General features: G+C 41.8%; 25 protein-coding genes. All 25 read right to left on the bottom strand.

Annotation, left to right across the window (positions count from 1 at the left end):
• Positions 1 to 22: 22 nt before the first annotated feature.
• On the bottom strand, positions 23 to 550 hold the full coding sequence (locus tag Ga0451573_RS06360) for a DUF5317 domain-containing protein (protein ID WP_231683048.1): 528 nt from the start codon (positions 548 to 550) through the stop codon (positions 23 to 25).
• On the bottom strand, positions 540 to 1808 hold the full coding sequence (locus Ga0451573_RS06365) for an HD-GYP domain-containing protein (RefSeq protein WP_231683049.1): 1269 nt from the start codon (positions 1806 to 1808) through the stop codon (positions 540 to 542). The genes Ga0451573_RS06360 and Ga0451573_RS06365 overlap by 11 nt, the downstream gene beginning before the upstream one ends.
• Before the next feature lie 56 nt (positions 1809 to 1864).
• Positions 1865 to 3151, bottom strand: a complete 1287-nt coding sequence (locus Ga0451573_RS06370) for an HD-GYP domain-containing protein (RefSeq protein WP_231683050.1) — start codon at positions 3149 to 3151, stop codon at positions 1865 to 1867.
• 339 nt (positions 3152 to 3490) lie between these two features.
• A complete protein-coding gene (locus Ga0451573_RS06375; RefSeq protein WP_231683051.1) occupies positions 3491 to 4147 on the bottom strand; it encodes a hypothetical protein in 657 nt (218 codons plus the stop codon).
• A gap of 288 nt (positions 4148 to 4435) precedes the next feature.
• Complete coding sequence (hpf, locus tag Ga0451573_RS06380) at positions 4436 to 4954, bottom strand: ribosome hibernation-promoting factor, HPF/YfiA family (protein WP_231683052.1); 519 nt, start codon at positions 4952 to 4954, stop codon at positions 4436 to 4438.
• Between the two features lie 221 nt (positions 4955 to 5175).
• On the bottom strand, positions 5176 to 5373 hold the full coding sequence (locus tag Ga0451573_RS06385; protein WP_231683053.1) for a cold shock domain-containing protein: 198 nt from the start codon (positions 5371 to 5373) through the stop codon (positions 5176 to 5178).
• 385 nt (positions 5374 to 5758) lie between these two features.
• The gene (locus Ga0451573_RS06390) at positions 5759 to 6040 is read right to left on the bottom strand and encodes a zinc-ribbon domain containing protein (protein WP_231683054.1); all 282 of its coding nucleotides are present in this window, start codon (positions 6038 to 6040) and stop codon (positions 5759 to 5761) included.
• Between the two features lie 177 nt (positions 6041 to 6217).
• On the bottom strand, positions 6218 to 6763 hold the full coding sequence (locus Ga0451573_RS06395; protein WP_231683055.1) for a hypothetical protein: 546 nt from the start codon (positions 6761 to 6763) through the stop codon (positions 6218 to 6220).
• Positions 6753 to 7169 (bottom strand): flagellar export chaperone FliS, encoded by a 417-nt coding sequence (gene fliS / locus Ga0451573_RS06400; protein ID WP_231683056.1) that lies wholly within the window; start codon positions 7167 to 7169, stop codon positions 6753 to 6755. Before fliS ends, Ga0451573_RS06395 begins: the two co-directional genes overlap by 11 nt.
• A complete protein-coding gene (gene pseG / locus Ga0451573_RS06405) occupies positions 7159 to 8319 on the bottom strand; it encodes a UDP-2,4-diacetamido-2,4,6-trideoxy-beta-L-altropyranose hydrolase (protein WP_231683057.1) in 1161 nt (386 codons plus the stop codon). Before pseG ends, fliS begins: the two co-directional genes overlap by 11 nt.
• Positions 8291 to 9025 (bottom strand): cytidylyltransferase domain-containing protein, encoded by a 735-nt coding sequence (locus Ga0451573_RS06410; protein ID WP_231683058.1) that lies wholly within the window; start codon positions 9023 to 9025, stop codon positions 8291 to 8293. The genes pseG and Ga0451573_RS06410 overlap by 29 nt, the downstream gene beginning before the upstream one ends.
• Before the next feature lie 63 nt (positions 9026 to 9088).
• Positions 9089 to 10138 carry a pseudaminic acid synthase gene (gene pseI, locus Ga0451573_RS06415; RefSeq protein ID WP_231683059.1) on the bottom strand — a complete coding sequence of 350 codons (1050 nt, stop codon included), beginning with the start codon at positions 10136 to 10138 and terminating at the stop codon, positions 9089 to 9091.
• Complete coding sequence (locus Ga0451573_RS06420) at positions 10138 to 10938, bottom strand: HAD family hydrolase (RefSeq protein ID WP_231683060.1); 801 nt, start codon at positions 10936 to 10938, stop codon at positions 10138 to 10140. The genes pseI and Ga0451573_RS06420 overlap by 1 nt, the downstream gene beginning before the upstream one ends.
• A 3-nt stretch (positions 10939 to 10941) precedes the next feature.
• The gene (locus Ga0451573_RS06425) at positions 10942 to 11922 is read right to left on the bottom strand and encodes an ATP-grasp domain-containing protein (RefSeq protein ID WP_231683061.1); all 981 of its coding nucleotides are present in this window, start codon (positions 11920 to 11922) and stop codon (positions 10942 to 10944) included.
• Positions 11922 to 13010: a UDP-galactopyranose mutase gene (gene glf, locus Ga0451573_RS06430; RefSeq protein ID WP_231683062.1), complete on the bottom strand. Its 1089-nt coding sequence runs from the start codon at positions 13008 to 13010 to the stop codon at positions 11922 to 11924. The genes Ga0451573_RS06425 and glf overlap by 1 nt, the downstream gene beginning before the upstream one ends.
• A 16-nt stretch (positions 13011 to 13026) precedes the next feature.
• On the bottom strand, positions 13027 to 13719 hold the full coding sequence (locus Ga0451573_RS06435; RefSeq protein WP_231683063.1) for a CDP-alcohol phosphatidyltransferase family protein: 693 nt from the start codon (positions 13717 to 13719) through the stop codon (positions 13027 to 13029).
• A 34-nt stretch (positions 13720 to 13753) separates the two neighbouring features.
• Entirely contained in the window at positions 13754 to 14524 is a 771-nt protein-coding gene (locus Ga0451573_RS06440) for a phosphocholine cytidylyltransferase family protein (protein WP_231683064.1), read from the bottom strand.
• 5 nt (positions 14525 to 14529) lie between these two features.
• Entirely contained in the window at positions 14530 to 15948 is a 1419-nt protein-coding gene (locus Ga0451573_RS06445; protein ID WP_231683065.1) for a glycosyltransferase family 2 protein, read from the bottom strand.
• A gap of 24 nt (positions 15949 to 15972) precedes the next feature.
• Entirely contained in the window at positions 15973 to 17100 is a 1128-nt protein-coding gene (locus Ga0451573_RS06450) for a glycosyltransferase family 2 protein (RefSeq protein ID WP_231683066.1), read from the bottom strand.
• Positions 17101 to 17124: 24 nt separating this feature from the next.
• A complete protein-coding gene (locus tag Ga0451573_RS06455) occupies positions 17125 to 18141 on the bottom strand; it encodes a glycosyltransferase (protein WP_231683067.1) in 1017 nt (338 codons plus the stop codon).
• 19 nt (positions 18142 to 18160) lie between these two features.
• The gene (locus Ga0451573_RS06460) at positions 18161 to 19168 is read right to left on the bottom strand and encodes a glycosyltransferase family 2 protein (RefSeq protein ID WP_231683068.1); all 1008 of its coding nucleotides are present in this window, start codon (positions 19166 to 19168) and stop codon (positions 18161 to 18163) included.
• Positions 19169 to 19230: 62 nt separating this feature from the next.
• Positions 19231 to 20094 (bottom strand): glucose-1-phosphate thymidylyltransferase RfbA, encoded by an 864-nt coding sequence (rfbA, locus tag Ga0451573_RS06465; protein WP_231683069.1) that lies wholly within the window; start codon positions 20092 to 20094, stop codon positions 19231 to 19233.
• A gap of 82 nt (positions 20095 to 20176) precedes the next feature.
• Positions 20177 to 21196, bottom strand: a complete 1020-nt coding sequence (locus Ga0451573_RS06470; protein WP_492207352.1) for a class I SAM-dependent methyltransferase — start codon at positions 21194 to 21196, stop codon at positions 20177 to 20179.
• Positions 21197 to 21208: 12 nt separating this feature from the next.
• Positions 21209 to 22345, bottom strand: coding sequence for a dTDP-4-amino-4,6-dideoxygalactose transaminase (gene rffA / locus Ga0451573_RS06475; protein ID WP_231683071.1), 1137 nt, complete (start codon positions 22343 to 22345; stop codon positions 21209 to 21211).
• A 25-nt stretch (positions 22346 to 22370) separates the two neighbouring features.
• Positions 22371 to 23015, bottom strand: a complete 645-nt coding sequence (locus Ga0451573_RS06480; RefSeq protein WP_231683072.1) for an RraA family protein — start codon at positions 23013 to 23015, stop codon at positions 22371 to 22373.
• Between the last annotated feature and the right edge of the window lie 54 nt (positions 23016 to 23069).

Consider the following 23069-nt stretch of genomic DNA (forward strand, 5'->3'; position numbering starts at 1 on the left):
GAATATTAGTGTTTCAGGGAGGTTATTGGGTTTTACCCCTGATTACTTTTATTATCAACGCCAAAACTCCTGCATTTAGCAGGATATCCCCTATGCTGATCAATTGACGCTGGTATGGCAATTTTATATAAAATATGTCTGCCAGGAAGGCCAATGATGTCTCATCTGTCATCAGCCCATGGGTCCCACCCCTCCCGGCGGCCAGGAGCTCAGCCATCTGCGCGGGAATTACATCAGCACGCACCGGCATCTGACCGGCATTTAACGCAATAACCGCAAAATTAAGCAGGGTTCCCGCAATAATTAGCTGCATCCCTGGTATGCTGCGGTTTTTAACTAAGGCAAACAATAGGATCAGATATGAAAGGGTGTGCAGATAGGAATATCCCCCAAACTCCCACCTGGGGGCTCCAAAATCAATGCCTACTTGAATTAAGTAGGCCACCACAATAACATATATAAATTTAATTTTTAACTGACTGAGATTGCTGAAACGTCCTCCGGTCACCATGCCGATAATAACAGCAGCAATTATAATTTCAAAAAACATCTAAAATCTCACCCCGTCTGTAAAGTACTTTTTTAAACTTTCCAATCAAGTTAGGGTCAAATTGGGTACCGGCCAGTTGTTCTATCTCCGCAACCGCCTGCTCCGGAGTTTTGGCTCCTCTGAAGGGGCGGTCAGTGGTCATAGCATCATATGCGTCCGCCAGAGCCAATAACCGTGACACAAGCGGTATACTTTCGCCCTTCAGCCCGGCAGGATACCCTGTGCCGTCATACCTCTCATGATGGTGCATCACAAAAGAGGCTTTAGAAGAAAGAAACTTTATTTTCTGCAGAATTTCTGCCCCCAGAATAGCATGCTGTTTAACCGTCTCATACTCCTCATAAGAAAGCGCCCCGGGCTTGTTAAGTATTTCGTCAGAAACCCCTATTTTCCCTGCATCATGAAGGAGGGCGACATACTCAAGCTTCTGGAGGTCCTTTTCAGAAAAACTGAACTCCTTTGCCAGTGCCAGAGTCAGCTCCGCGACCCGCTCAGAATGTCCCTTCATGTACGGGTCTTTGGCCTCTATAGCCTTGGCAAGAGTCCTCACAGTCTTCAGGTAGCTCTGCTGTATATTCAGGGACAACCTGAATGCGTGACTCACTAACATAACCGGAACAAAAAAGAGGAGGAGAACAAATAACTGTGATTCCAAAACACTGTGTCTAATTATATAAACTAAGAGATATGTTAAAAATGCCAGGGCAAAAAAGTTGCCTCCAATGGTCTTTATGGCTGAAGACCAGTTGGCATAAAAGGAGTCTCCTGTATGCAGAACACCTTCAAGAGCGATAAATACAGTATATACAAGGAAATAAACCACTGATGCCATTACAGATGCAGCCACCGGAGGCAAACCCGCCAGGTAAGCCACACCTGCCGCTCCTGTAGCCAAAGCCATCTGAGAGGATAATTTGACGATACCGCTAAAGGACGCCTCCCGCCCAAGCAGTATGGCAAAAAACCCGGAGGCAAAAGTTGTCACAAATCTAGTTATTATTGCTGCAGGAACACCATAAAGAGCGAGCAGCACCAGGTCCAGGATAAACGCCACCGAAAAAACAGTTCCCTGTGACAACCGAGCCGGCATTAGCTGTGCTATAAAAGAAAGCATTGCATAAATAGCCACCGGCGAAAGAAATCTTTGATTTATAAGAAATATACTAATGAACACAACCAGTAATCCACTGGTCACTGTAATAAATGTGACTACCCGGTGACCAGCAGCAGCTGTTTTAGAAACGGCCCCTGTTTCCATAGCCCCTCCCATATTGATGCTAATTCTTGGTTAAACTATCTCATATATTCTCTTATCTACTTCTCGGCAACTGATGCGGCCTCCAGAAAAGCTCTATACTCTTCTGTCGGCTTACCGCTCCGTAACAACACAAAGGCTTCTACAAGTTCGGGGTCAAAGTGTGTCCCCGAGCAGTTCCTTACCTCCTCCAGAGCCTCTTCCGGTGTCATTTTGCTACGGTAAGACCTATCGGAAGTCATGGCATCAAAGGAATCTGCCAAAGTAATAATCCTGGCGCCAAGTGGTATGACCTTTCCTTTAAGGCCGTCAGGATACCCGGAACCGTCATATTTCTCATGGTGATTCCTGACAAAATGTGTAAAAGACCCGAGGTAATTGAGATCCTTTAAGATATGTTCACCAATAACCGGATGCAGCTTAATTTTGTCAAACTCGTTGTCCGCCAGTCTGCCCACTCTCGTTAGGAGTTCATCACTGATACCGATTTTGCCGATATCATGCAGGAAAGCCATGTGCTGAATCGCTTCCACCTGGTCTTCCCGGAGCCTCAACTGGCGTGCCAACTCTACAGCATAATTGGCCACTCGGTCGGAATGACCCCTGGTATATCTGTCCTTGGCATCCAGGGCGCCGGCCAAAGCCTCCAGAGTATTTATATAAACCTCCCTGGTGTCCATGTAAGATTTAAATATATAGCGGGCCAGGAGCAATGGAGCAAAAAACAGAATTACTCCCATAGGACCGGTGTAGGTATAGGTTTTTGCCATCAACAGTCCTAATGGAGCCAACATTATTAGATTAGGTATTGCCCACCTCATATTTGTAAGCCATATTCCGTATAAGGAAATGTTAAACTCCAGCGACATAATTAGTGAAAATGCCGTACCATTCACCGCAAGATAAGCGAATGTAGCACCTATATAAGGAAGCACGTTTTCTAAACTGATATTATAACGGGAACCTCCCAAATATTGATAGACTAAACCGGCAGTTCCCGTAGCCAAGACAAATTGTGCACAATTAAATGCCAGTCTATGAATTTTACTTTTCGAAATAATTTCGCTGGCAATATTGGCAGCTAACATGACAAAAGCGGAAATAGTTGGTCCAAAAAGTACAATACTGGCAAACGCCACTGCCTCTGTAACCGTAACCCTGCCTCCCCGCGGCAGCGATACAGGCATTGAATCAGCAAAAATCGCCAAAACTGAAAAAAACAGGAATTCTTTAATCATTTCGCTATTAATTTGAAAAGAAGGAATTAATAGAAATAGTAAAACTATTGCAGATGTTACAGTAACAATAATATATATTTTAACTATCGCGGGAGGGGAACCGTTCAATGTAAACCCACCTTTTTAAAAAAAACGGACCGACAGTGCATTACTCTGTAGCTTAGTGGCTTAAATACTTGTATTAGTACTTGAAACCTGCACCACCTGCTAAAACTAAAGTAACAATAGCCATAGCGATCTTAACCAAAGTTGCTTTCATGTAAAGTAACCCCCCGTTCCGTCTCTGACTCAACCGGTAACCGCTATGTACCAGCCGGTATCTGGACTTCCGCTCGGGTGGTTCCGCTCGTATGTTGCATTTTTTTCTGGTCATACTTTACCGAAAAACAATTTAAAACAAAGATCTGGGCTCTGTCGGTCCTTTAAAATAACATAACTAATTGGGTATCAATCATTAAGCAGCAGCGCCATCCGCCTGTTAATAGCGGCGAGAGTTGCTTTGACAGCTGCTTCCCTCTCGTCATGATTAAGAAATGCTGAGCCAATCAACCTCTCTTCTCCTACATTTGTTATCAGGGAAATCGAAACTGCAACAGCATCTCTTCCGGCAAGCACAAAACGCGTAATATCCTCTGTAACCATATTGCAGGTTCCCTTCATATAACTCTCTATAGCCAATACAGTTGCCTGTGCGATAACTCTGAGCTTATTATTTGCCGTACTTGGACCGGATGCAATGCCACCATACATTTCGCCGCCGATCTCAAGATCAACCTTGGCCTCAGTCTTCCTGCCCCCCGAACTAACGGTTACAGCGACCAGTTTAGGCCTTACTTCCTGCATTGGACCAGGGCCTTCATCATCCTGCATCTGAGCAACACTCACTTTTTTATGGTCAATGCTAATCCCAAACTGAGCCATGAAAGCCGATTCAATATCCCGCACTATCTGTTTTGGGCCCCGGCTGGACCCAGAGAGTACATGTATTTCGGCAATTTCACCGGCCTCATCAGTTACAATTCGCGCGGAAATGACGTCTTTTATCTGCCTGATAATGTCCTCATAATCAGTAAGCTTACCTTCGACGTACCTGTCTGATGCCATAAAAACCCCCGCGTTTCTTTCTAAATTTTTTATAACTGCCATTTAGTACCAAGTTCTGAAAATTATATTTCTATTTTCTACTTTTAAGCAGTATTTCCTTCTTTTTCTTAGACAAAATAATATAAAATTTTTCCGAAATTCTGTTAATTAATATATTTTTGCCAAATTTACCCCACATCTTAGTGATTCAAGAGTTCTTGGCAGCTCTCTTTTCGATTTCTGACAATATTAAAAGGACTCACCTATAATCGGCGAGCCCCTTTTTGTCAAATGATGTATTAATAATTTTTAGAACTCCGGCTCAATCAAGCCATAATTTCCATCCTTCCTTTTATACAACACATTTACTTCTTCAGTCTCTGCATTGGAAAAAACAAAGAAACTGTGACCCAGCAGATTCATTTGCATTACAGCCTCCTCCACCGGCATTGGCTTAACAGCGAACCTCTTGGTCTTCTTTATAAAAGGCTCCTCATAGCTTTCGTTGTCAGCAGCGGCAGGTACAGCCTTGCCTTCCACCCTGGACTTTTTGCTCAGCTTACCCTTATACCTGGCAATCTGTTTCTCAAGTTTCTCAATAACCAGGTCAACCGAAGCATACATATCACCGGTTGCCTCTTCTCCTCTAAGTATCATTCCATTAACAGGTATGGTCACTTCCACCTTGTGGGTATCCTTCACAACTACCAAAGTAACCTGTGCCTCGGACAGATCAAGGTATTTTTCAAGTTTTACAAGTTTTCTTTCGACATAATCTTTTAAAGCATTAGTAACTTCGATATTCTTTCCCCTGACAATGATCTTCATAATTGGCCACTCCTTTCGGTCACTTTCTTTATTACTATTCCCTTAATCTGGGCAAAAATCCTTCCTGTAGCCGCAATTATTCTGTATTATTTGGAACTATCTTTGCCATTCCACTATTAAAGGGTAAGTGCCATCTTTATCCATCAACTGCCGTCTGTCTATAGCTACTTAAAAACCCCAGGGAATTTATCCCTGGGGTGAATTCACTTGGTTGTACTAATTTATAGTTTTACAACATTAGCAGCTTGAGGTCCACGTGCACCTTCCACGATTTCGAATTCAACACTCTGACCTTCAGCCAGGGTTTTAAATCCTTCTTCCTGGATGGCGGAAAAGTGTACAAATACATCTCCTCCGTCTTCCCTTTCAATAAAGCCGAATCCTTTTTCCTGATTAAACCATTTTACTTTACCCAACATTCTTTACATTCCCCCTAAAAAAAATATCAGTGAGCCTAGGTAAACCCACTACTTCATCCTAACATAGCAGCTAAATTTTGTCAACACGCAGAAAATTTCTATCGAATTCATAATTTTGCCATATAAACCCACAAAAATCCAAAAAACAAATGTCGAAAAATTACTATTACAAAACCCGACTGTGAATACTTTCCCCTGGGGATAATGTGGATAAGCCTGTTAATAAGTATTAAAATCAGGGGTTCAACTGGGGATAATTTTGTGAATCCGAATATTTTGTCAAATTTACCTGGCCGATTTGTCGAAAAGCGACCGGCGGCTGTGGCGACTAATTTCTCCAGATAATTAAATAACCCGGAATTCTCCGGGTTATCGACAATTCAGTTTATCTTCTGCTTTCAAAGCAGTCACGGCAGTAAACCGGCCTGTCATTCCTTGGCATAAAAGGAACCTGAGTTTCCGCTCCGCAATCAGCACATACCACGGTGTGCATCTCCCTGGGCCTTCCGCTGTTCCGGCCCCCGGAACGCCTGTTGGAGCGACAGGATTTACACCTCTGGGGCTCGTTTTCAAAGCCTTTTTCAGCATAAAACTCCTGTTCTCCGGCAGTGAATATAAATTCATTGCCACATTCTTTACATACCAGTGTCTTGTCTTCGAATGACATGATAGAACCTCCCACTTCTTAGGTGATTCAACCTGGATCCCGTTTGCCGCCTAAGAAGGAGGCCCCAGTTGCAGGTTGTATTATGAGTCAATTATATATTCAGTTTAGGATTTTTGCAATAATTTTCCGTAAATACGGTTCGTTTTTCCGCATAATGTAAAGTTTTTCTCCATTTTCTTATTTCTTGCTGTCAATAAAACGGGGTTCCGGGAATTTTTCCGGCCTATCCAGATATGTCTGCTGAATCTGGTGGTGCTGCTTTATCTTTTTCAACTCTGCAGTTACATCCTGCATGATGTTTTTCATAGTCGTCTGGTTTTTATGATCAATTTCAATAATCTCTTTAATTATCTTTTCTATTACTCTTTTTTGTTCAAAAAAATCTCTTCTGAGGTCAGCATTAATTAAATCCTGAACCTTGTCCAGATTAAATTCTTTAAGGTGCAGGATATTCATGACAGATTCTTTATGTGGTCGAATATCCTCTTCCAATTTAGTGATATCTTTTATAATAAGTCCTCTTTCAGACATTACCTCAGTAATGTGTGCGGACAGAGTTTCGGAAGTTTCAGCAGTTTCGCCGTCAACAGCTTTGTCTGACTCTTCGGCAAGAGTTTTCCCCAGCTTTTGTGACATTTGAAGCAGCCTTAGGTACAACTGGACCTGCTGCTTCAAACCGGTATTAATATGTTGAATATGATTGTTCAGGTTTTTAACCTTCAATATTTACACCACCTGCAGCCGTTGTTGGCTGACCCGACTTATATTTAAGAGCAGCTTCTACCCACGCGTCACGCATATCCTGGACCTGTTCCGTGACCTGTTCAATCAGAACGGGGTCCTTTTTTATATTTGCTTCGATTAGCATCCTGTTCCAGAAATCATAAATATTGCGCAGGTTAAAGGCTATTTCCCCTGTATTCATGTCAAGGCTGACATTAAATTCGTTAATAATGTCCTGGGCTTTGCAGATATATCTGTTTGCTTCCTCTATGTTCTTATTCTCTACAGCTTCCCTGGCAATCCGCAGAAATTTCAGGGCCCCATCATAAAGCATAATGACCAATCGTTCGGGACTGGCAGTTTCCACCGCTGTCTGTTTATAAGTATTGTAAGGATTAGCTTGCATCAAAACTCCACTCCTTTTTTGTTTGGTACTTTTGTAATATTTTATGGGCACATCTCCGGCAGCCGTAACCGTCTACCAAAGCCGGTCCCTTTTTGCTCATTTCCCAGCGCTTTTCCCAATCAGTACATATTTCAGTTATTATTGATGATAATTTGGAAATTGATACGTTGTGTCCCATTCCCAAATTAATAAGTGCGCCTTTCTGTGCCATTTCAGCGGCAGCGGTCACCTGGTTGTCCGCCTGAAGCAGAACTACAGCAGGTGTACCGGTACACGATAATTCATATAATGTTGTCCCCCCGGCCGTAACCGCCAAATCAGAAGACATCATCAGAGCTGCCATATTTTTCACATTATGAAGTAATTCAACGGGATTTCGCACCTTACCTGCGAACTCTGCTATTTTTTTTAAATTTTGGAAGCCTGGCCCGATAATAACCTTTGTCTCAAAATCACCAGGCACTTCATCCAAGGCCTGTACTATTTTGGGGGTGAGGTTTAGAGGGTCACTGCCTCCCACAGATACAAGAACATTATTTACTTCTCTTTTTAGGGTTCTATCTCCCTTTTGGACAAATTCATCACGCAGCAGCACATAATCTGTCCCCAGCAGGAATTCAGTATCTGAGCTTCCAGATTGGTAATCCATACCTGTGGCATATACGTTTCCGTTAATCACCAAATCTGAGGTAAAAATAATTTGATTAAGGTCATCTATAGAAACAACAAGGTCTGCTGCACAACCAATCTGCTCCAGGTAATCCCGGTCAACCGAATAAGAATCAGTAATAACAATATTTGTATCGTGTTTTTCCAAAATTTCTTTAACTTTTGCAATTTCCCCCACAGGATTGCTCCGCTGAATTCCGATGACTTTGTAGCCGTTTTCCGCAATTAGCCTGCTGACAGCACTGTTTTGCGCGGTAATAAACATTATTTCGACGTTTTCGCCCCTGGCCGCATGTCCGGGCATCTGCTCCAGAGCTGCATCTTGTATGGCCTTTGCCAGCGCCAGGCACCTCATTATATGGCCCATACCCAATTGGGGACCGCCATCAGCACGAAAGACCACCTTTATTTTATTCCTGTTTTTTACTGCTTGTATCCTGCCCATACCCGGCTTAAACCTTTTTCTGCTCGATATGAGCATTTATTCCTGCCAGCCCCGGCTTTTCGTTAAGCAGCCGGATAACATCGGCCATTTCGATAATATCACCGGGTCTGTACAAAGCCGCATAAATTTCCTTAATCAGCTTAAAATCCTCTGGAGTATCAACAGTCAGCCTCAGGTCCGGCCTGTCCAGCGGAGGCTCTGCGCAAACATTCATTAGGGTGAAATCTTCAGGATGACGGTACATATATAGAGTTACATGTTCTCTGTAGGACTTTTCGGAAGCCAGCCTGTCAGCCCGTTCCAGTGCATCTCTGGAAAATACCTCTGTATCAAGCCCCCTGGGATAAGTCCGTTCAATGGTATTGCTGACATAGTCGGCATTTCCCAAGAGGTAGGATTCAACCACCCTGTCTACAGTTGCCGGATCAATCAGGGGACAGTCACTGGTAACCCTGATGATGTTATCGGCATTTACCTTCCGGGCAGCCCCCAGATACCTCTCCAGAACATCGTCCTCTGACCCGGCAAACCAGGTAACCCCGTACTTTTCGGCTAATTCTATGATTGGCCGACAATCTGTATTAACTGTTGTGGCAATAACAATTTCATCAATAGTTCCGGCCTTGCGCAGCCGGTCAATCAGATGCTCCAGGAGCGGTTTCCCGGCAACCTCCAGCAGCACCTTCCCGGGCAAACGGGTGGAACCATACCTGGCCTGGACAATACACGCTGTTTTAGACATCCCTTTCACCTCATATCTCAGCCAAAGTATTCATGACACTCAACTTTTCTCAGACGATTTCAATTATATCTTGTCCCAGGTGATCGGCTCATTGGTCTTAATATCAACTGCTGCCTTTCTGCCGATAACTGTGTCCAGATACCTGGGATGGAGCCCGACGCCGGGACGCAGTATTGCCAGCATTTCCCTGGTTATCTCTGCTCCGATGGGAATATCTGTGGCCGCAAAAATGCTTCTTCGGCCCCTCTGGTGATGAATTTTCTCGGATTCAGCCAGTCTTTTTACCGGGCTGCCCACACACATTTCAGCCTCCCGGATACCTTTGACCATTGCCTTAAGTTCACCGGGATTCAGGGCAAACTTGTGGTCCGGTCCCTTTAGACTGTTATCAATGGTAAAGTGTTTTTCGATTACCCGGGCCCCCCTGGCGGCAGCCGCTATAGGCACGGTTATACCCAAAGTATGATCGGAATAACCTACCGGAACTTGGAACGCTGTCTTCAGAGTATCCATAACAGCCAGGTTGACATCCCCCAGCGGCATCGGATAGCTGATACCGCAGTGCAGCAGCGCCGCCTGCCTGTTGCCTGCTGCATATACCGCTTCCAGGGCTTCTTCAATTTCTCCCAGGGACGCCATCCCTGTTGACAGGATAACCGGTTTTCCTTTTTTGCCTATATAGTTGAGAAAAGGTAAATCAACCAGTTCGAATGAAGCTATTTTGTAAGCCGGAACGTCAAGCTTCTCCATCAGTTCAACAGCGTCATAATCAAAGGGTGTGGTCAGAAAAATGATTCCTTTGCTCAGTGCATATTCCATCAGTTCAGCCTGCCATTCCCGGGGCAGTTCAAGGCCTTTATACAGCTCATAGAGGGTTGGGACACCCTCGTACTCGTTACCGAGTTTCATGATTTCATGAGAGGTATTTGCAGCAATCTTATCTGCAGTAAAGGTCTGAAATTTTACCGCATCCGCCCCGGCCTCAACAGCAGCATCAATAAGCCGCTTGGCCTGGCCCAGGTCCCGGTCATGGTTGCTGCCGGCCTCAGCGATGATGAAACAGGGGTGACCGGGTCCTATGGTTTTGCCGGCAATCTTTATTTCCTGTGCCATTAGCCGTCCTCCTTAAGTGTCCAGAGATTAAGCAGAATCGGTTTCAACTGCTGTAAATCAGTTATCTCAAAGTCCGCTTCATAGAGCAGGTCTTTTTTGATTGCAAAACACATCCCGCCCGGTCTCCATATCCTAACCGTGTGCCAGCCAAGTTTCCTGGCAGTAACAAAGTCTTTTTCCGGGTTATCTCCGATGTATACGCATGATTCCGGCACAACACCCAATTTGTCCATAACCCTCTGATAAGGAACCGGACTGGGTTTCCAACACTCAGTTCCGAAGTCGTCGCTGACGATAATTATATCCATCATGTCTTCCAGGCCAAGGGCCTTTATTTTGTTCCACTGGACACCGGCAGCGCCGTCAGTGATGAGCCCCAGCTTTATTTCAAATTTTAAATCGCGGGCAATTTCCGGTGCACTTTCCCAGTTACTTCCCTTTAAATAAGGTATACTTATCTTTAAATCCCTGAGGATTTCCCCGGCATCAGGGTAAAACTCAAGTACCGGTTTGTGGCTGCGATAAACCTCCACGAGCAGGCTCACCAGTGAGGAATCCAGCCCATTATCCAGGAGCACCCGGTCAAAAATCCTGCCCCTGCCCTCTTCACACAGCAGCTGCTGCATCTGCAGAAACAGTTTTTGGTTATTTAACCCGTAGCTGCCGGCCAGGTATTGGGCCACAGCCTTGAAGCCGCTGGACACAAACTGTCTTTCATCATACAGGGTATCATCGAGGTCGAAGACAACCGCTTTAGGATTAACTGTTTTGGGCAGCTTATTAGTATTCTCTAAAGGCATGCTTTACTGCTCCTTAACCAGGTCTTTTCTCGTTATTTGACTTAAATTATCTTCATCCAGAAATAGGGCCTCATCATACCGAAGTATGTATAAGCCATCCTTAAAAGTATGTTTCAGAGGCTGAAGTTTTTCCTTCTGTATCATTCGGGCCAATAGCTGCGGGTAATTAACCCCGGCTGCAATCGCCAGCGGCACCCCGCCGCCAAATCTTGGGTTAATTTCAGTAAAAAGCACTTGCCCCTCAGCTTTTTTAAACGCCTGTATCGTAAGAGGACCAATACCTCCCAGCTTTTCCGCGACTTCGACAGTAAGGTTGATAAGCTCAATGTCTTTTACCGTACGGGATTTGCTCACCTCTCCCGTGCGCACCTCAATCCTTTCCCTTGGGACTACGGCAATCGTTTTCCCGGTAAAATCATTCAATACATCCATCGTATATTCAACGCCCTCGATAAATTCCTGGATAACCGGATTGGGGACATATTGAAGAAAGAACTTCAGTTCTTTTTTATTGTTTACCCGAAAGGTATTTGTGCTGCCCATACCGCTTCTGGGTTTAATGAAAAGCGGAAACCGGCACTTTGATGGAATCTCTTCCGGTAGATAAGTAGCCGGAGATTTGATACCGCCTGAACAAAAAAACCGGTATGTCTGGTACTTATCCTGACAAATCTCCAGGGCCTCATCTGACGAAAGTATCAGGGTCGTTCCGACAGATGCAAATGAATCCCTGTGAGCCGCCAGAACCAGAAACTCCGGCTCCAACAAGGGTATCAGGCCACTGATTTTTTCCCTTTTACATATTTCCAGCAGTGACGGAATGTATTGTTCATCATTGAACCTGGGTATCTGATAATGTTTATCTGTAAAATGTGCCGCCGGGGCCAATGGGCTGATATCGGCAGATATTACCTTACCCCACCGGCAAAAATATTTAATCAATTCCACTCTGCGCCCAACACTGGTAAACAGGAAATTAACCATTATGAAACATCTCCACCCATAACCAAATCCATGGCATCTTTGACTACTATATCCATATTGGCATACTTATACTGGCCCAGCCTTCCTATGCACCGGACATTTTCAAGTTTCTCCGCTTCCTGACGGTACAGTTGATACAATTCCCTGTTCTCTTTTTTAGGGATTGGGTAGTAGGGTTCCCCCTCTGAGGTAGCATATTCCTTTACGATTGTTGTCTTGTCAGATTTCTGACTTGTGAAATGTTTAAATTCCGTTATCCTGGTAAAATCATAATCATTGGGGTAGTTGACTGTGCCTACAGGCTGGTAATACTCCATATTATGAGTCGTAAATTCAAACCGTAAAGACCGGTATGGCAGCCTGCCATATTTATAATTAAAATAATAATCAATAGGGCCGGAAAAAATCATTTCACTATAATTAATTTCATCCTGAATATCCTTAAAATCCGTGTTCAGCAATATGCTAATATTACTGTGGGCCAGCATTTTTGCAGCCATTTTGGTATACCCCTGTGCCGGTATGCCCTGATACCTGTCGCTAAAATACCTGTCATCCCTGTTGTGTCTGACGGGAATTCTTGCGGTGACCTCCTTATCCAGGTCTTTGGGCTCTAAATCCCATTGCTTTATCGTGTAGCCTCTGAAAAAGAGTTCGTACAGCTCATGTCCCACCTTGCTGATGACCATGTCTTCGGCATTGGCTACTTCCCTGCCGCTGTCCCCTACCCTGGCAAAAAAACTGCCTATTGTGTGACTGTCATACCCCGTTCCATACAGCATGTTGACAGTATCTATGTTGATAGGCATGGGTACCGTTTTCCCATTAACAAAAGCAAGCACCCGATGCTGGTAATAAATCCATTCTGTAAAGCGGGACAAAAAATCCCAGACCTCTTTGTAGTTTGTATGAAAAATATGGGGCCCGTAATTATGAATTAAAATGCCGTGTTCATTGTAAGAATCAAACACATTTCCCCCGATATGGCTTCTCCTGTCAACTATCAGGACACGTTTTCCTTTTTCAGCAAGCAGCCTGGCACAGGTTACCCCTGACAAGCCACACCCCACAATCAGATATTCAAACATAACAGCCCTCCCATACCTACTCTTCCCCGTATATTAGTTTTGATTTCCGGCATTCATAGACCCGGTACAGCCAGTCCAGGTTTTTTCCGACAATTACTATATAGACCAAAATGTCTAATTTCCCCAATAAGGCAAACACAGATATTAAAAAATATATTGTAAAGATATCAAATGAAGGGATTATGCCCCTGTCAAGAAACCATTGTTTCCATGGAGCCCTTACCAGTGTATGGTTTTTCATAAATGGAACCACATAATACTGAATTACAATCACATCCAGATAAATTGTCCCCACAAAAGCCGCTTTAACCCATATGGGAACATCAACTGCCCAGGCAATGGAAACAAATAAAAACAGTCTTAAAATCTGATCACAAATCTTGTCAAGCTTGGCCCCAAAAGGTGTACACCGGTTAGTCAGGCGGGCCAGATTACCATCAGCTCCATCAAGAAAGTGATGCAGTTGTAATAGTATCGCCCCGGCTACCCAGTGATAAGTTGCAAAAGACAGCGCTGCTGTAGTTCCTATTAAAAAAGATAAAATTGTCACCATATTTGGAGTCATTTTCAGGTCAAAAACCAGCTTGGTAAAAAACGGGTCAATAATGTGGGCATAATACCTGTTGATAAAGTATTCATGCCTCCTTCGTTCAGTAACTATATACCGCTCTTTAAAACTCCTGTACCTGCTAATAACATTGTTTATCATATAAATTACCCCGAAATCTCCGGCATATTTTATTTTAAGCCCCTTCACGGGCTGCTGCCACTTCATCCAGATAAGTTTTCCCGTTTTCCGCTATTCTCGGGTAGATTACTTTCCGCGCAGCCTCAAGGTCCTCGGGAAAATCAATTTCTATAGAGGGCAAATGAGAGATATCTATGGCGCTTATATTGACTTCTGAGAGCATTTCATCCACTGCGAGTTCAAAAAACGCATTCCCGTGCCCTTTTTGCACTCCTTCTTCTAATTTAGTGATAAATACAGGGTTAATCTCTTGATTGAACCTTGCTATCCCGATAAATTCGCCTGCCGCCTTATGTACATCCAGTTTCTTACCAATTTCCATAATTGCCTGTCCATTTAAGATAACCTTTACTTCTTCCTCACCGCATTTTTTGAAATCAACTGCCATACATGTCTCATTTTTAGAAGTCAGCATGTGGATTACTTCAGGGTGAAATATTACATCAGCATTAAAATAAAGGAAATCACTTCCTGCCATTTCTTCTTTTGTCAGCCACAATGAGTATAAGGTATTTGTTATCCCATACTGCTCATTTACAATAAACTTCACTTTTAACGCAGGGTAATTGCGGCTTATATAATCATATATCTGCTCTTTAAGGTATCCCACAACAATAACAACTTCAGTAATACCGCCCGCAATAATTGCATCCAGCTGGTGACCCAGGATGGCTTTAGGTCCAACATCCACCAGGCATTTAGGGATATTGTCAGTATAAGGTCTTAATCTGCGACAAGCCCCTGCTGCAAGGATAATAGCCTTCAATAAAATCAACTCCCATTGTTTGCTAAGATTTCATCTCGAACCTTAATTGCCTTCAGTTTCCTTACCCACAAAGGAAAAACTGTGACTTTCATAAAATTAAACAAAAACGCATATAAATCAGTCACCAAACGGGTTCCCAAATTAAGTCTCAGGTAATTACCGTATCCGTCAAACAGAACAAATTGTTTAGGATTCAATTTATCTACCTTTCGCCGCCACATTTTCCATCCCCTGTCAGCAAATACCTGGCTGCTTCCAAACAGCACTACATCATAGATACCATCTAGCTGCTGCCATTCACGGGCAATAGTTATTCCCGAATACAATACGCCTTCTTTGCCTGATGAACCCTGCGGCAACAAGACGGTATAATCTTTTATCTCCGCACACTCCTCCAAAATTCCCCTGACCTCATTCAACATCTTTACAGTCACATTTCCTAATATCAATACACGGCAAACACTGCCTTCAATCTCTTTAAAAGGATTAGGGGCTCGTTCCGGTTTTGACTGAGGGAGGTCATTCTTTTTACCCCTTTTGTTAGCCAGTAAATCGGAAAATGCTGTCATAAGCGTTTTGGCTACATTCTTTTTACCAAAATACTTCGAAGTAAATACAGCCTGATACAAACTTGTCAAAATACCGTAATTGGTTTTTTCCCATTGTTCATTCTGAGTATGTCTGTTAAGAAAGAATATTTTATTTCGCCAATAGTAATAAGACGGTAAATTCGAATTTTTAAAACGGGAACCCATTTTGTGCCATACTTTCGAAGATGGCACAGCCAAAATTTTATAGCCTGCTTTTTTTATTCTCGTACACCAATCAATTTCGTCAAAATAGAGAAAATAATCCTGGTCCATCAAACCTACCCTGTTCAAACACTCGTTTCGTACCAGAAGTGAACATGCTATCACATAATCAACTTCAAAATTTCCTTTCGGAACCAGGTCTTCAGTCACACCTACTAAGTGAGGCTTTGTTTCAGCTTTTTGCCAATCTATAAATGCACCCAGCGTCTGTAGTTTATCAGGATAATCCATCTGATAAATAGCAGACCCCACCATACCGATTTGAGAGTCTTTTTCCACTACTGTAATTAATTCTTTTAAAGCATTACTATCTAAAATAACATCATTATCCAATAGATATGAATATTTGTATTTTCCTTCTTTCATTATTCGTTTAAGTCCAGTGTTAAATCCGCCGGACCCACCGAGGTTTTCTTTATTAACAATCAAATTTATCTGGGGGAAATTCTCTCTTATGGCTTCAACAGAACCATCTGACGAAGCATTATCGACTACATAAAGGTCGTAATTGTCATAGTTCTGTTCAAGTACTGATTTTATGCAATTTAAGACATAATCTTTTTTATTCCAGTTACAGATTACAACACCGACTTTAGGATTATCAGAAATCATAGTTTGTCCCCCCAAATCGCTTATTTAAAACATTTTAAAGAAATCAGTCTCAGGGCGCAGACCTTTTTTCAGTAATCCTGCAGCAATTTCATCTGCATGTTCCGACATAATCAATATCCTAGCTTGTCCACCGGGGTAAATCTCATCAGCGTGTAAAACACTTATTCCTGATATGTTAAGGCCTTTTTTTTCATAACTGCTGTCATAAATTCCCTGAACAGATATTCCAAAATATCCTGCTGCTTCCGGGGAATATCTCCCGCCTGCACCCGCGCCATAGATGCAGGCGTTTTTAGAGTCAGGAAAAACATGATTCTTCAGGTAAAAAAACTTCGCATATGCCATTAACCTTGCCATTAAATCTGCTGACGGACAATCATAGCAACCGTTTTTATCAGGTCTGCATAGAGAAATTGCTTTTTCGACCAGATCATCATCTATTCCGTGTTTTTGGAAAACTTTTTTGTTTTTATCAATGATCAAACCAAAGTTGTTCATCATTCTTTCTTTGTTTTTAGTCACACATCCCGGATGGGTCCTGTAATAGCCCAGCTTTTTATCAACATATTTATACTTATATTTGTCAGCAATCCTAATGAACATGTCATATACCGAGCCAACAGAAAACCGTTCATCATAAGGACCGGCTGAAGTAAATACTTCTCTTCTGTACAAAAAGGTGCTCTCCGGAAAATAGAGTCCAAATAAGAGGTCTTTAACCGGCTGATCACTCATTATATTATTAAAACCTACCATTCTTGGGACAAGTATTTTTCCCTCACTGTCAATCCTCTGTGAATCACAGTATACGATTCCTGTGTCAGAAGAGCTGTTATCGATAACAGGCGCCAGGGTTTCAAGCAAGCTGGGTTCCCAGTAGTCATCAGAATCAAGTTTACATATATACTTCCCCTGAACCAAATTTAAAGCTCTATTCATTGAAGCGGGAATTCCCCGGTTAGATTGGTGATATACTGTGAACTTGGGTTTTGTTTCATAAGTATGAAGGATTTCCGGAGTGGCATCAGTAGAGCCATCATTTATAATGATTACTTCCCAATCCTGATAGGTCTGTTTTTCGATGCTGTCAAGAGTTTGCTTTAAATAGTTATGGTTGTTGTAGGCTAACACGATTATACTTACTTTAGGCATTTCTCCACCCCAAATACAAGGTTTTTAAAAATAGACTACAAAGTCCTCTAAGTGCCTGTATCCCCACGATTTCAGCAATTCATTAATCTGAAACTTACCTATACTTGAAGCAATTAAAACCTTATAACCCTTTGTCCGGTCTTTTAAAATATCAGGAGAATACACATATCTGCCCTGAATTTGGGTTCCCTGCTTATCGCTGCCGCTATCAAGGAATCCTTCAATGTCCAGGCCGTTTTCTTTAAGGATTTCCAATACGGTCAGGCCCGCACTCCCTGCTCCCCAGATCAATGGCTGCCTTTCCTTATAGAGATTACGTATTTCATCTTCCTTTATCTGAAATATCATTCTGTTATTTAAATTCTTGTATTTGGCCATATTTGATGACGAAGAAACCCTGATTTTCAATAACACTTCGTTAATTTTGCAGGTTTTATAACCAAGCTTGTTCAATCGGTAAAACAGCTTGTAATCTTCCGCAACCCTGAAGCTGCCATCATACCCTATTGGTGTTATGACTTCCCTTCTGGCCATTATGGTTCCATGAGTTATACAGCAGTACCAATACAGTTTTTCCCTTATTTCTTCAGGCGAAAAGGGCCTGTTTTTATCCTTTTCAACAATGCTTTTATAAAACTTATATCTTTCACTTTCTCCAACTTCACTGTTAGACGGGAAATACTCCACAAATGAATCAACCAGGGAAATGTCAACCCGTTTATCAAGAATGTCCTTCTGCTTACCCAACCTATCAACGTGGCTAATATCATCTGCATCCTGTCTGGCAACATATTTTCCGGAAACCTTTTCTAAACCAAAGTTTAAAGCATTGGCTAGCCCGCCATTTCCCTCAAGGTTGTACACTTTTATTCGTTTGTCGGAAGCATAACTTCTAATTACGTTTAAAGAATTATCTGTGGAGCCATCATTTATTATAATAAATTCAAAATCCTGATAAGTCTGATTTAAGATACTCTCTATAGCTTCACAAAGGTAGTTTTCTGCATTGTAGACAGACATTAATACACTTACTTCAGGCATTGCTTCCACCTCACAAATGTTAAACCAAACAAAAGAAATCTTTATACCTTGCATAGCCCGAGTCTTCCAATTTATCCGAAACTTCATCCCGGCCAACAGTAGTTGTTAATAAAACTAACTTGCCAGTTTTCTTCCCGGCGGTTAAAACTTCCCGGGGTGATACGATGTTTGTATCAAGAAACATTTCACCCTGCAAAGAAGCGCTGCTGTCTATAATAGCGCTGATTTCCAACCCAATTTCTTTAGCCAGTCCCACTACGATTCTTCCCACACTTCCCAAACCCCAGACATATACATCACGATCACCAAATAAATTTTTATTTCTTTTCAAGTACTCCACCTTTGCCCTTAAGGCACTTTCAAACTGGAACTGTTTTTTGTCCAGAGACATTTGTTTTCTGTGTATCCTGTACCTGTATAATTCTTTAGGCAGTTTAAAAACACTGCCGCACTCAGTCAATCTTAACACAAATTCGTAATCAAGGGCCGCTTTGTAATCAACAGATAATCCGCCAACTTTTAGAAAGTCGGTTTTTCTAAGCGTAATGGTGGGACCGGGTACAGTCATGCCCTGAAGCAGCAGCCCGTCAACCTCATCAGGCGCCTGGTCAAACCATGCTTTTTTTTGTTCAGCCAAAGGTTTTATCTCTTCATCCTCCCACATTACATCGATGTTGGAACCAACAGCAACACAGCCGGGATTTTGCTGCAAAAACTCTAGCTGTTCTTCAGCCCTCTGTTTATCACAAATATCATCAGAATCCATCAGCAGTATGTATTCACCCGTGGCAAAGTTGTTAACCATAAAGTTAACCCCATAAGACTTTCCCTTGTTTTCATCTGAGTGATAATATTTGATTCTTGGGTCAGAAAGGCTTTTGATAATATTGAGGCAGTTATCTGTTGAGGCATCGTCAAAAATCAGCAGCTCAATATCTGGATGTGTCTGGTTTAATACGCTTTTTACCGCTTCACTTAAATACCTGCCGTCATTATAGACAGACATAACAAAACTTGCTAAGGCCATTTTTTCACCTCAAAAAATCACCGTATTTTCTGGATAAAAGTTCTTTGGCTTTGTTATTCCACTCATGCTAGTAATTGAGCCAGATAGTTTCTATAAAAGGTAGCTGGCAAATCATTAATTATAGTTGAAAGCTGCTCAGAATTTATGTATCCCATTCGGTAAGCAATCTCTTCTATACAGGAGATTTTGAGTCCCTGTCTCTTTTCAATAGTGGCGATAAAATTCGAAGCATCCAACAGGCTGTCCGGGGTGCCGGTATCTAACCACGCAATTCCCCTTTGGAGCAATTCTACTCTTAACTGTCCTTTGCTCAAATACTCTTTATTTATATCGGTAATCTCTAATTCTCCCCGTGCTGAAGGCTTTAGCTTTTTTGCTGTTGCCACAACATTTTGATCATAAAAATATAAGCCTGGCACTCCATAGTTTGATTTAGCCTTTTTGGGCTTTTCCTCAAGACTCAAAACGGTGCCGTCTTTACTAAACTCCACAACACCATACCGTTCAGGTTCACTCACCCAATAACCAAATATTATTGCTCCTGATTCCAATTTAGCGGCTTTTCTTAAAATATTCGGTAACCCTTGTCCATAAAAAATATTGTCCCCTAACATTAAACAGACACTCTGTCCATTAATAAAGTGTTCTCCAATAATAAATGCCTCTGCAATTCCTTTAGGCTCTTTCTGCACTCCGTAGGATAACTTGATTCCCCACTTAGTTCCGTCACCTAATAATCGTTTGAATTTCGGAGTATCTTCCGGAGTGGATATAATCAAAATGTCCCTGATGCCTGCCAGCATTAAGGTGGATAAGGGGTAATAAATCATCGGTTTGTCATAGACAGGTAGCAGCTGTTTACTTACAGCAGTTGTACTTGGGTATAATCTGGTCCCACACCCGCCGGCCAAAATAATCCCCTTCATAAGGCCCTCCTCTCCGCTATCACTGATGACAACCCCGTGTCACAAGGTTATCACCGGCATAAACAACACTTCCTGATTGAATCTATGTTGTTAAAACATGTCTTATTGGCTCAATTTTTGTATTGTAAGAATATATTTCGCTTGAAGGGCTATCAAAACTAAATTCTTTAATAAACTTGTCCGGTATATAAACACCACACATATTATTGTCAACACTGAAAATATTTTTCTGTAAATTCTTTGGTACTGCATCATAAACGGCGTTTACGGTTGTTACGATATAATCGTTTCTTTTTTCCTTGAAATCATGCCAAACCACTATGGATTTACTGCTGTCAATAATTTCAAAAATGTTTTTTGTATCTGTTTTAACTCCGTCATACGAATGATCACCGTCGATAAACACCAAATCGATTCCTTTGGGAATTTCCGTATAATCGAATTTTTTTGAATCTGCAAAATAATGTTTTACATTATTTCTCCTATACGAAAAGTAACGGCTAAAGTTTTTCTTGTTAAGAATTCCTTTAAAATATTTCTCCAAACTAAAGTCATCATCAGGCAAAGATATGCTATAGCAATCATCAACAACTTCTGAAACAGCGGCAATACTCTCCCCCATCCAGGTGCCTATTTCCAGGTAAATTTTTACGTTGAATTTTACCGCTAAAACCTTTAGAAACAAAATGTCCAGCAGACCAGACCCTCCCGTTAAAAATGTAAAATTACTCACCTGTAATTTTTTACTGTTGGCGGAAGCTAATAAAGCTCCCAGGTTAATGGATTTAATTCTGAATTTTTTTTTCAGACTATTCCAGGAGGCTTTATTTATTAAGTCATATGTAAAAATTTCAAAGTTTTTAATACCTGACTCCAACAACTGATAAGAAATCTCCTGGTGGTAACTGCTGGTTATGATTACTTTTATATTCTTTAATTCAAAGAGTTCTTCAGGGGAAATAATATTCAGGCCATCAAAGTTTTTCCCCCATTTTCGCTTGTCATTATCACAGAAAGCAACAATATTTACCTTATCTGTCAGCAGCATTTTTGCAGCCTGTCCCAGCTTTGAAGCCCCAAATAAAATTACCTTTTCAGACATATGTTACTCCCCTCATTGAATTATTTGATAAATAGAACCCACAATGTATTCCAAATCAGTCATGGATAAATCCGGATATATCGGCAGGCGCAATAACCTTTGACTTAAATCTTCAGTAAGAGGCAGCATGCCTTTTTCATATCCCAGTTTCTTACCCATGGGAGACAGGTGAAGCGGCACATAATGGAAAAAACTTTGGATGCCTTTTTCTTTTAATCTATCAATCAAGCCATTCCTCGTTTCTTCTGACCGGACAAGAATATAAAAAATATGAAAATTAGGCTGACACTCCTTTGGTATTGTGGGCAATTGCAGTAAACCTTTCTCTTCAAGAGGCTTCAGAGACTCACAGTAATAATCAAAAACAGTCTTTCGCCTGGCATTAATTAGGTGGCGGTCTTCTAACTGCCCCAATAAAAATGCTGCCAAAATATCTGCTGGTAAATAACTCGACCCTATGTCGGTCCAGGTATACTTGTCTACTTCTCCCCTAAAAAACTTGCTTCTGTTGGTACCTTTCTCCCTGATAATTTCCGCCCTTTCCATAAGGTCTTTATCTGAGTTTATTAATATTGCTCCTCCCTCACCGCAGGAATAATTTTTAGACTCATGAAAACTGTAGCATCCGATATCCCCGATGGTTCCCAAAAACTGTCCCTTATATTTCGCAGTCACTCCCTGGGCTGCATCTTCAACAACCTTCAGCTTGTAGTTCCCCGCAATATCCATAATACTGTCCATGTCACAAGCCACACCGGCATAATGGACAGGAAAGACAGCCCTGGTCTTTTTAGTTATCTTTCTTTCTATGTCTTTAGGGTCAATGTTCAATGTATCAGGCTGAACTTCTGCAAAGACAGGCCTGGCGCCCCTCAGTACTATGGCGTTGGCTGTGGAAACAAAAGTATAAGAAGGCAGAATAACCTCATCGCCTTCCTTTAAATTAAGTAATAATGAAGCCATTTCAAGCGCTGACGTACAGGAAGTTGTCAGAAGAGCCTTTTTTGTATTGAACTCCCTCTCAAGGAAGCCGTGTACCATTTTTGTAAATTTACCGTCGCCCGCTATTCTTTTGCTAATAATTGCCTGCTCAGCATATCTAGCCTGCTTCTCGACAATATATGGAATATTAAAAAGTATCTCTTTCATAATATAGACCTCACTACCGGCTGTTTTATTTTTGTTCATACTTCTTTAAACACACTGCTTCGAAAGTTGTCATCTTTTTTCTATCTATACATTCATACCAAATATCCTCTTGTGATTCTATAAATTCTAATCTCCTATAGAATTCTTCGTTATGAAAAGATTGAGGAATTAATACTACACCGGTATCATCACATACAGCTATTGCTCCATCGTATTGATTTCTTCTTTCAATTATTATTTTTTCATCAAGTTTACTTTCTAACTGAACATTTTCACAGCCAATGGGATTAAACCCTTCACACCAAATTGGCCAATTTTCTTTCATCAGTCTGGGAACATCTCTTAAATTACCGACAACCACAATAGCGGAAACCTGTCTGTATAGAATTAGGTATTTCGAAACTAAATCACCAAAAACAGCCTTGTTATCAGAGTCAAAAACTTCAACAAGAACTATATCATTTTCCTTAACGTGCTGGAGTTGTTCATGAAGATCCCAGTTGCTCCCCCCATATGCGTAAGCCCAGAACACATTTCCAACCTCAAAATGCCCCCTGTTTAAAGCTTTAATGTTAGGTATCGCACCTCTCTTACCTAAGCAGTCAGCAACCTCCGTTGAAGAAACTCTATTCTTTTTGATGTATTCAATCAACTTTTGTTGTATGTCCATTTTTGTACCCCCTAAAACTTCTTACTTAAATACTAAAGCTTTGTGATGAAGTAT

It is taken from the genome of Phosphitispora fastidiosa, from assembly GCF_019008365.1.
Lineage (GTDB): Bacteria > Bacillota > Thermincolia > Thermincolales > UBA2595 > Phosphitispora > Phosphitispora fastidiosa.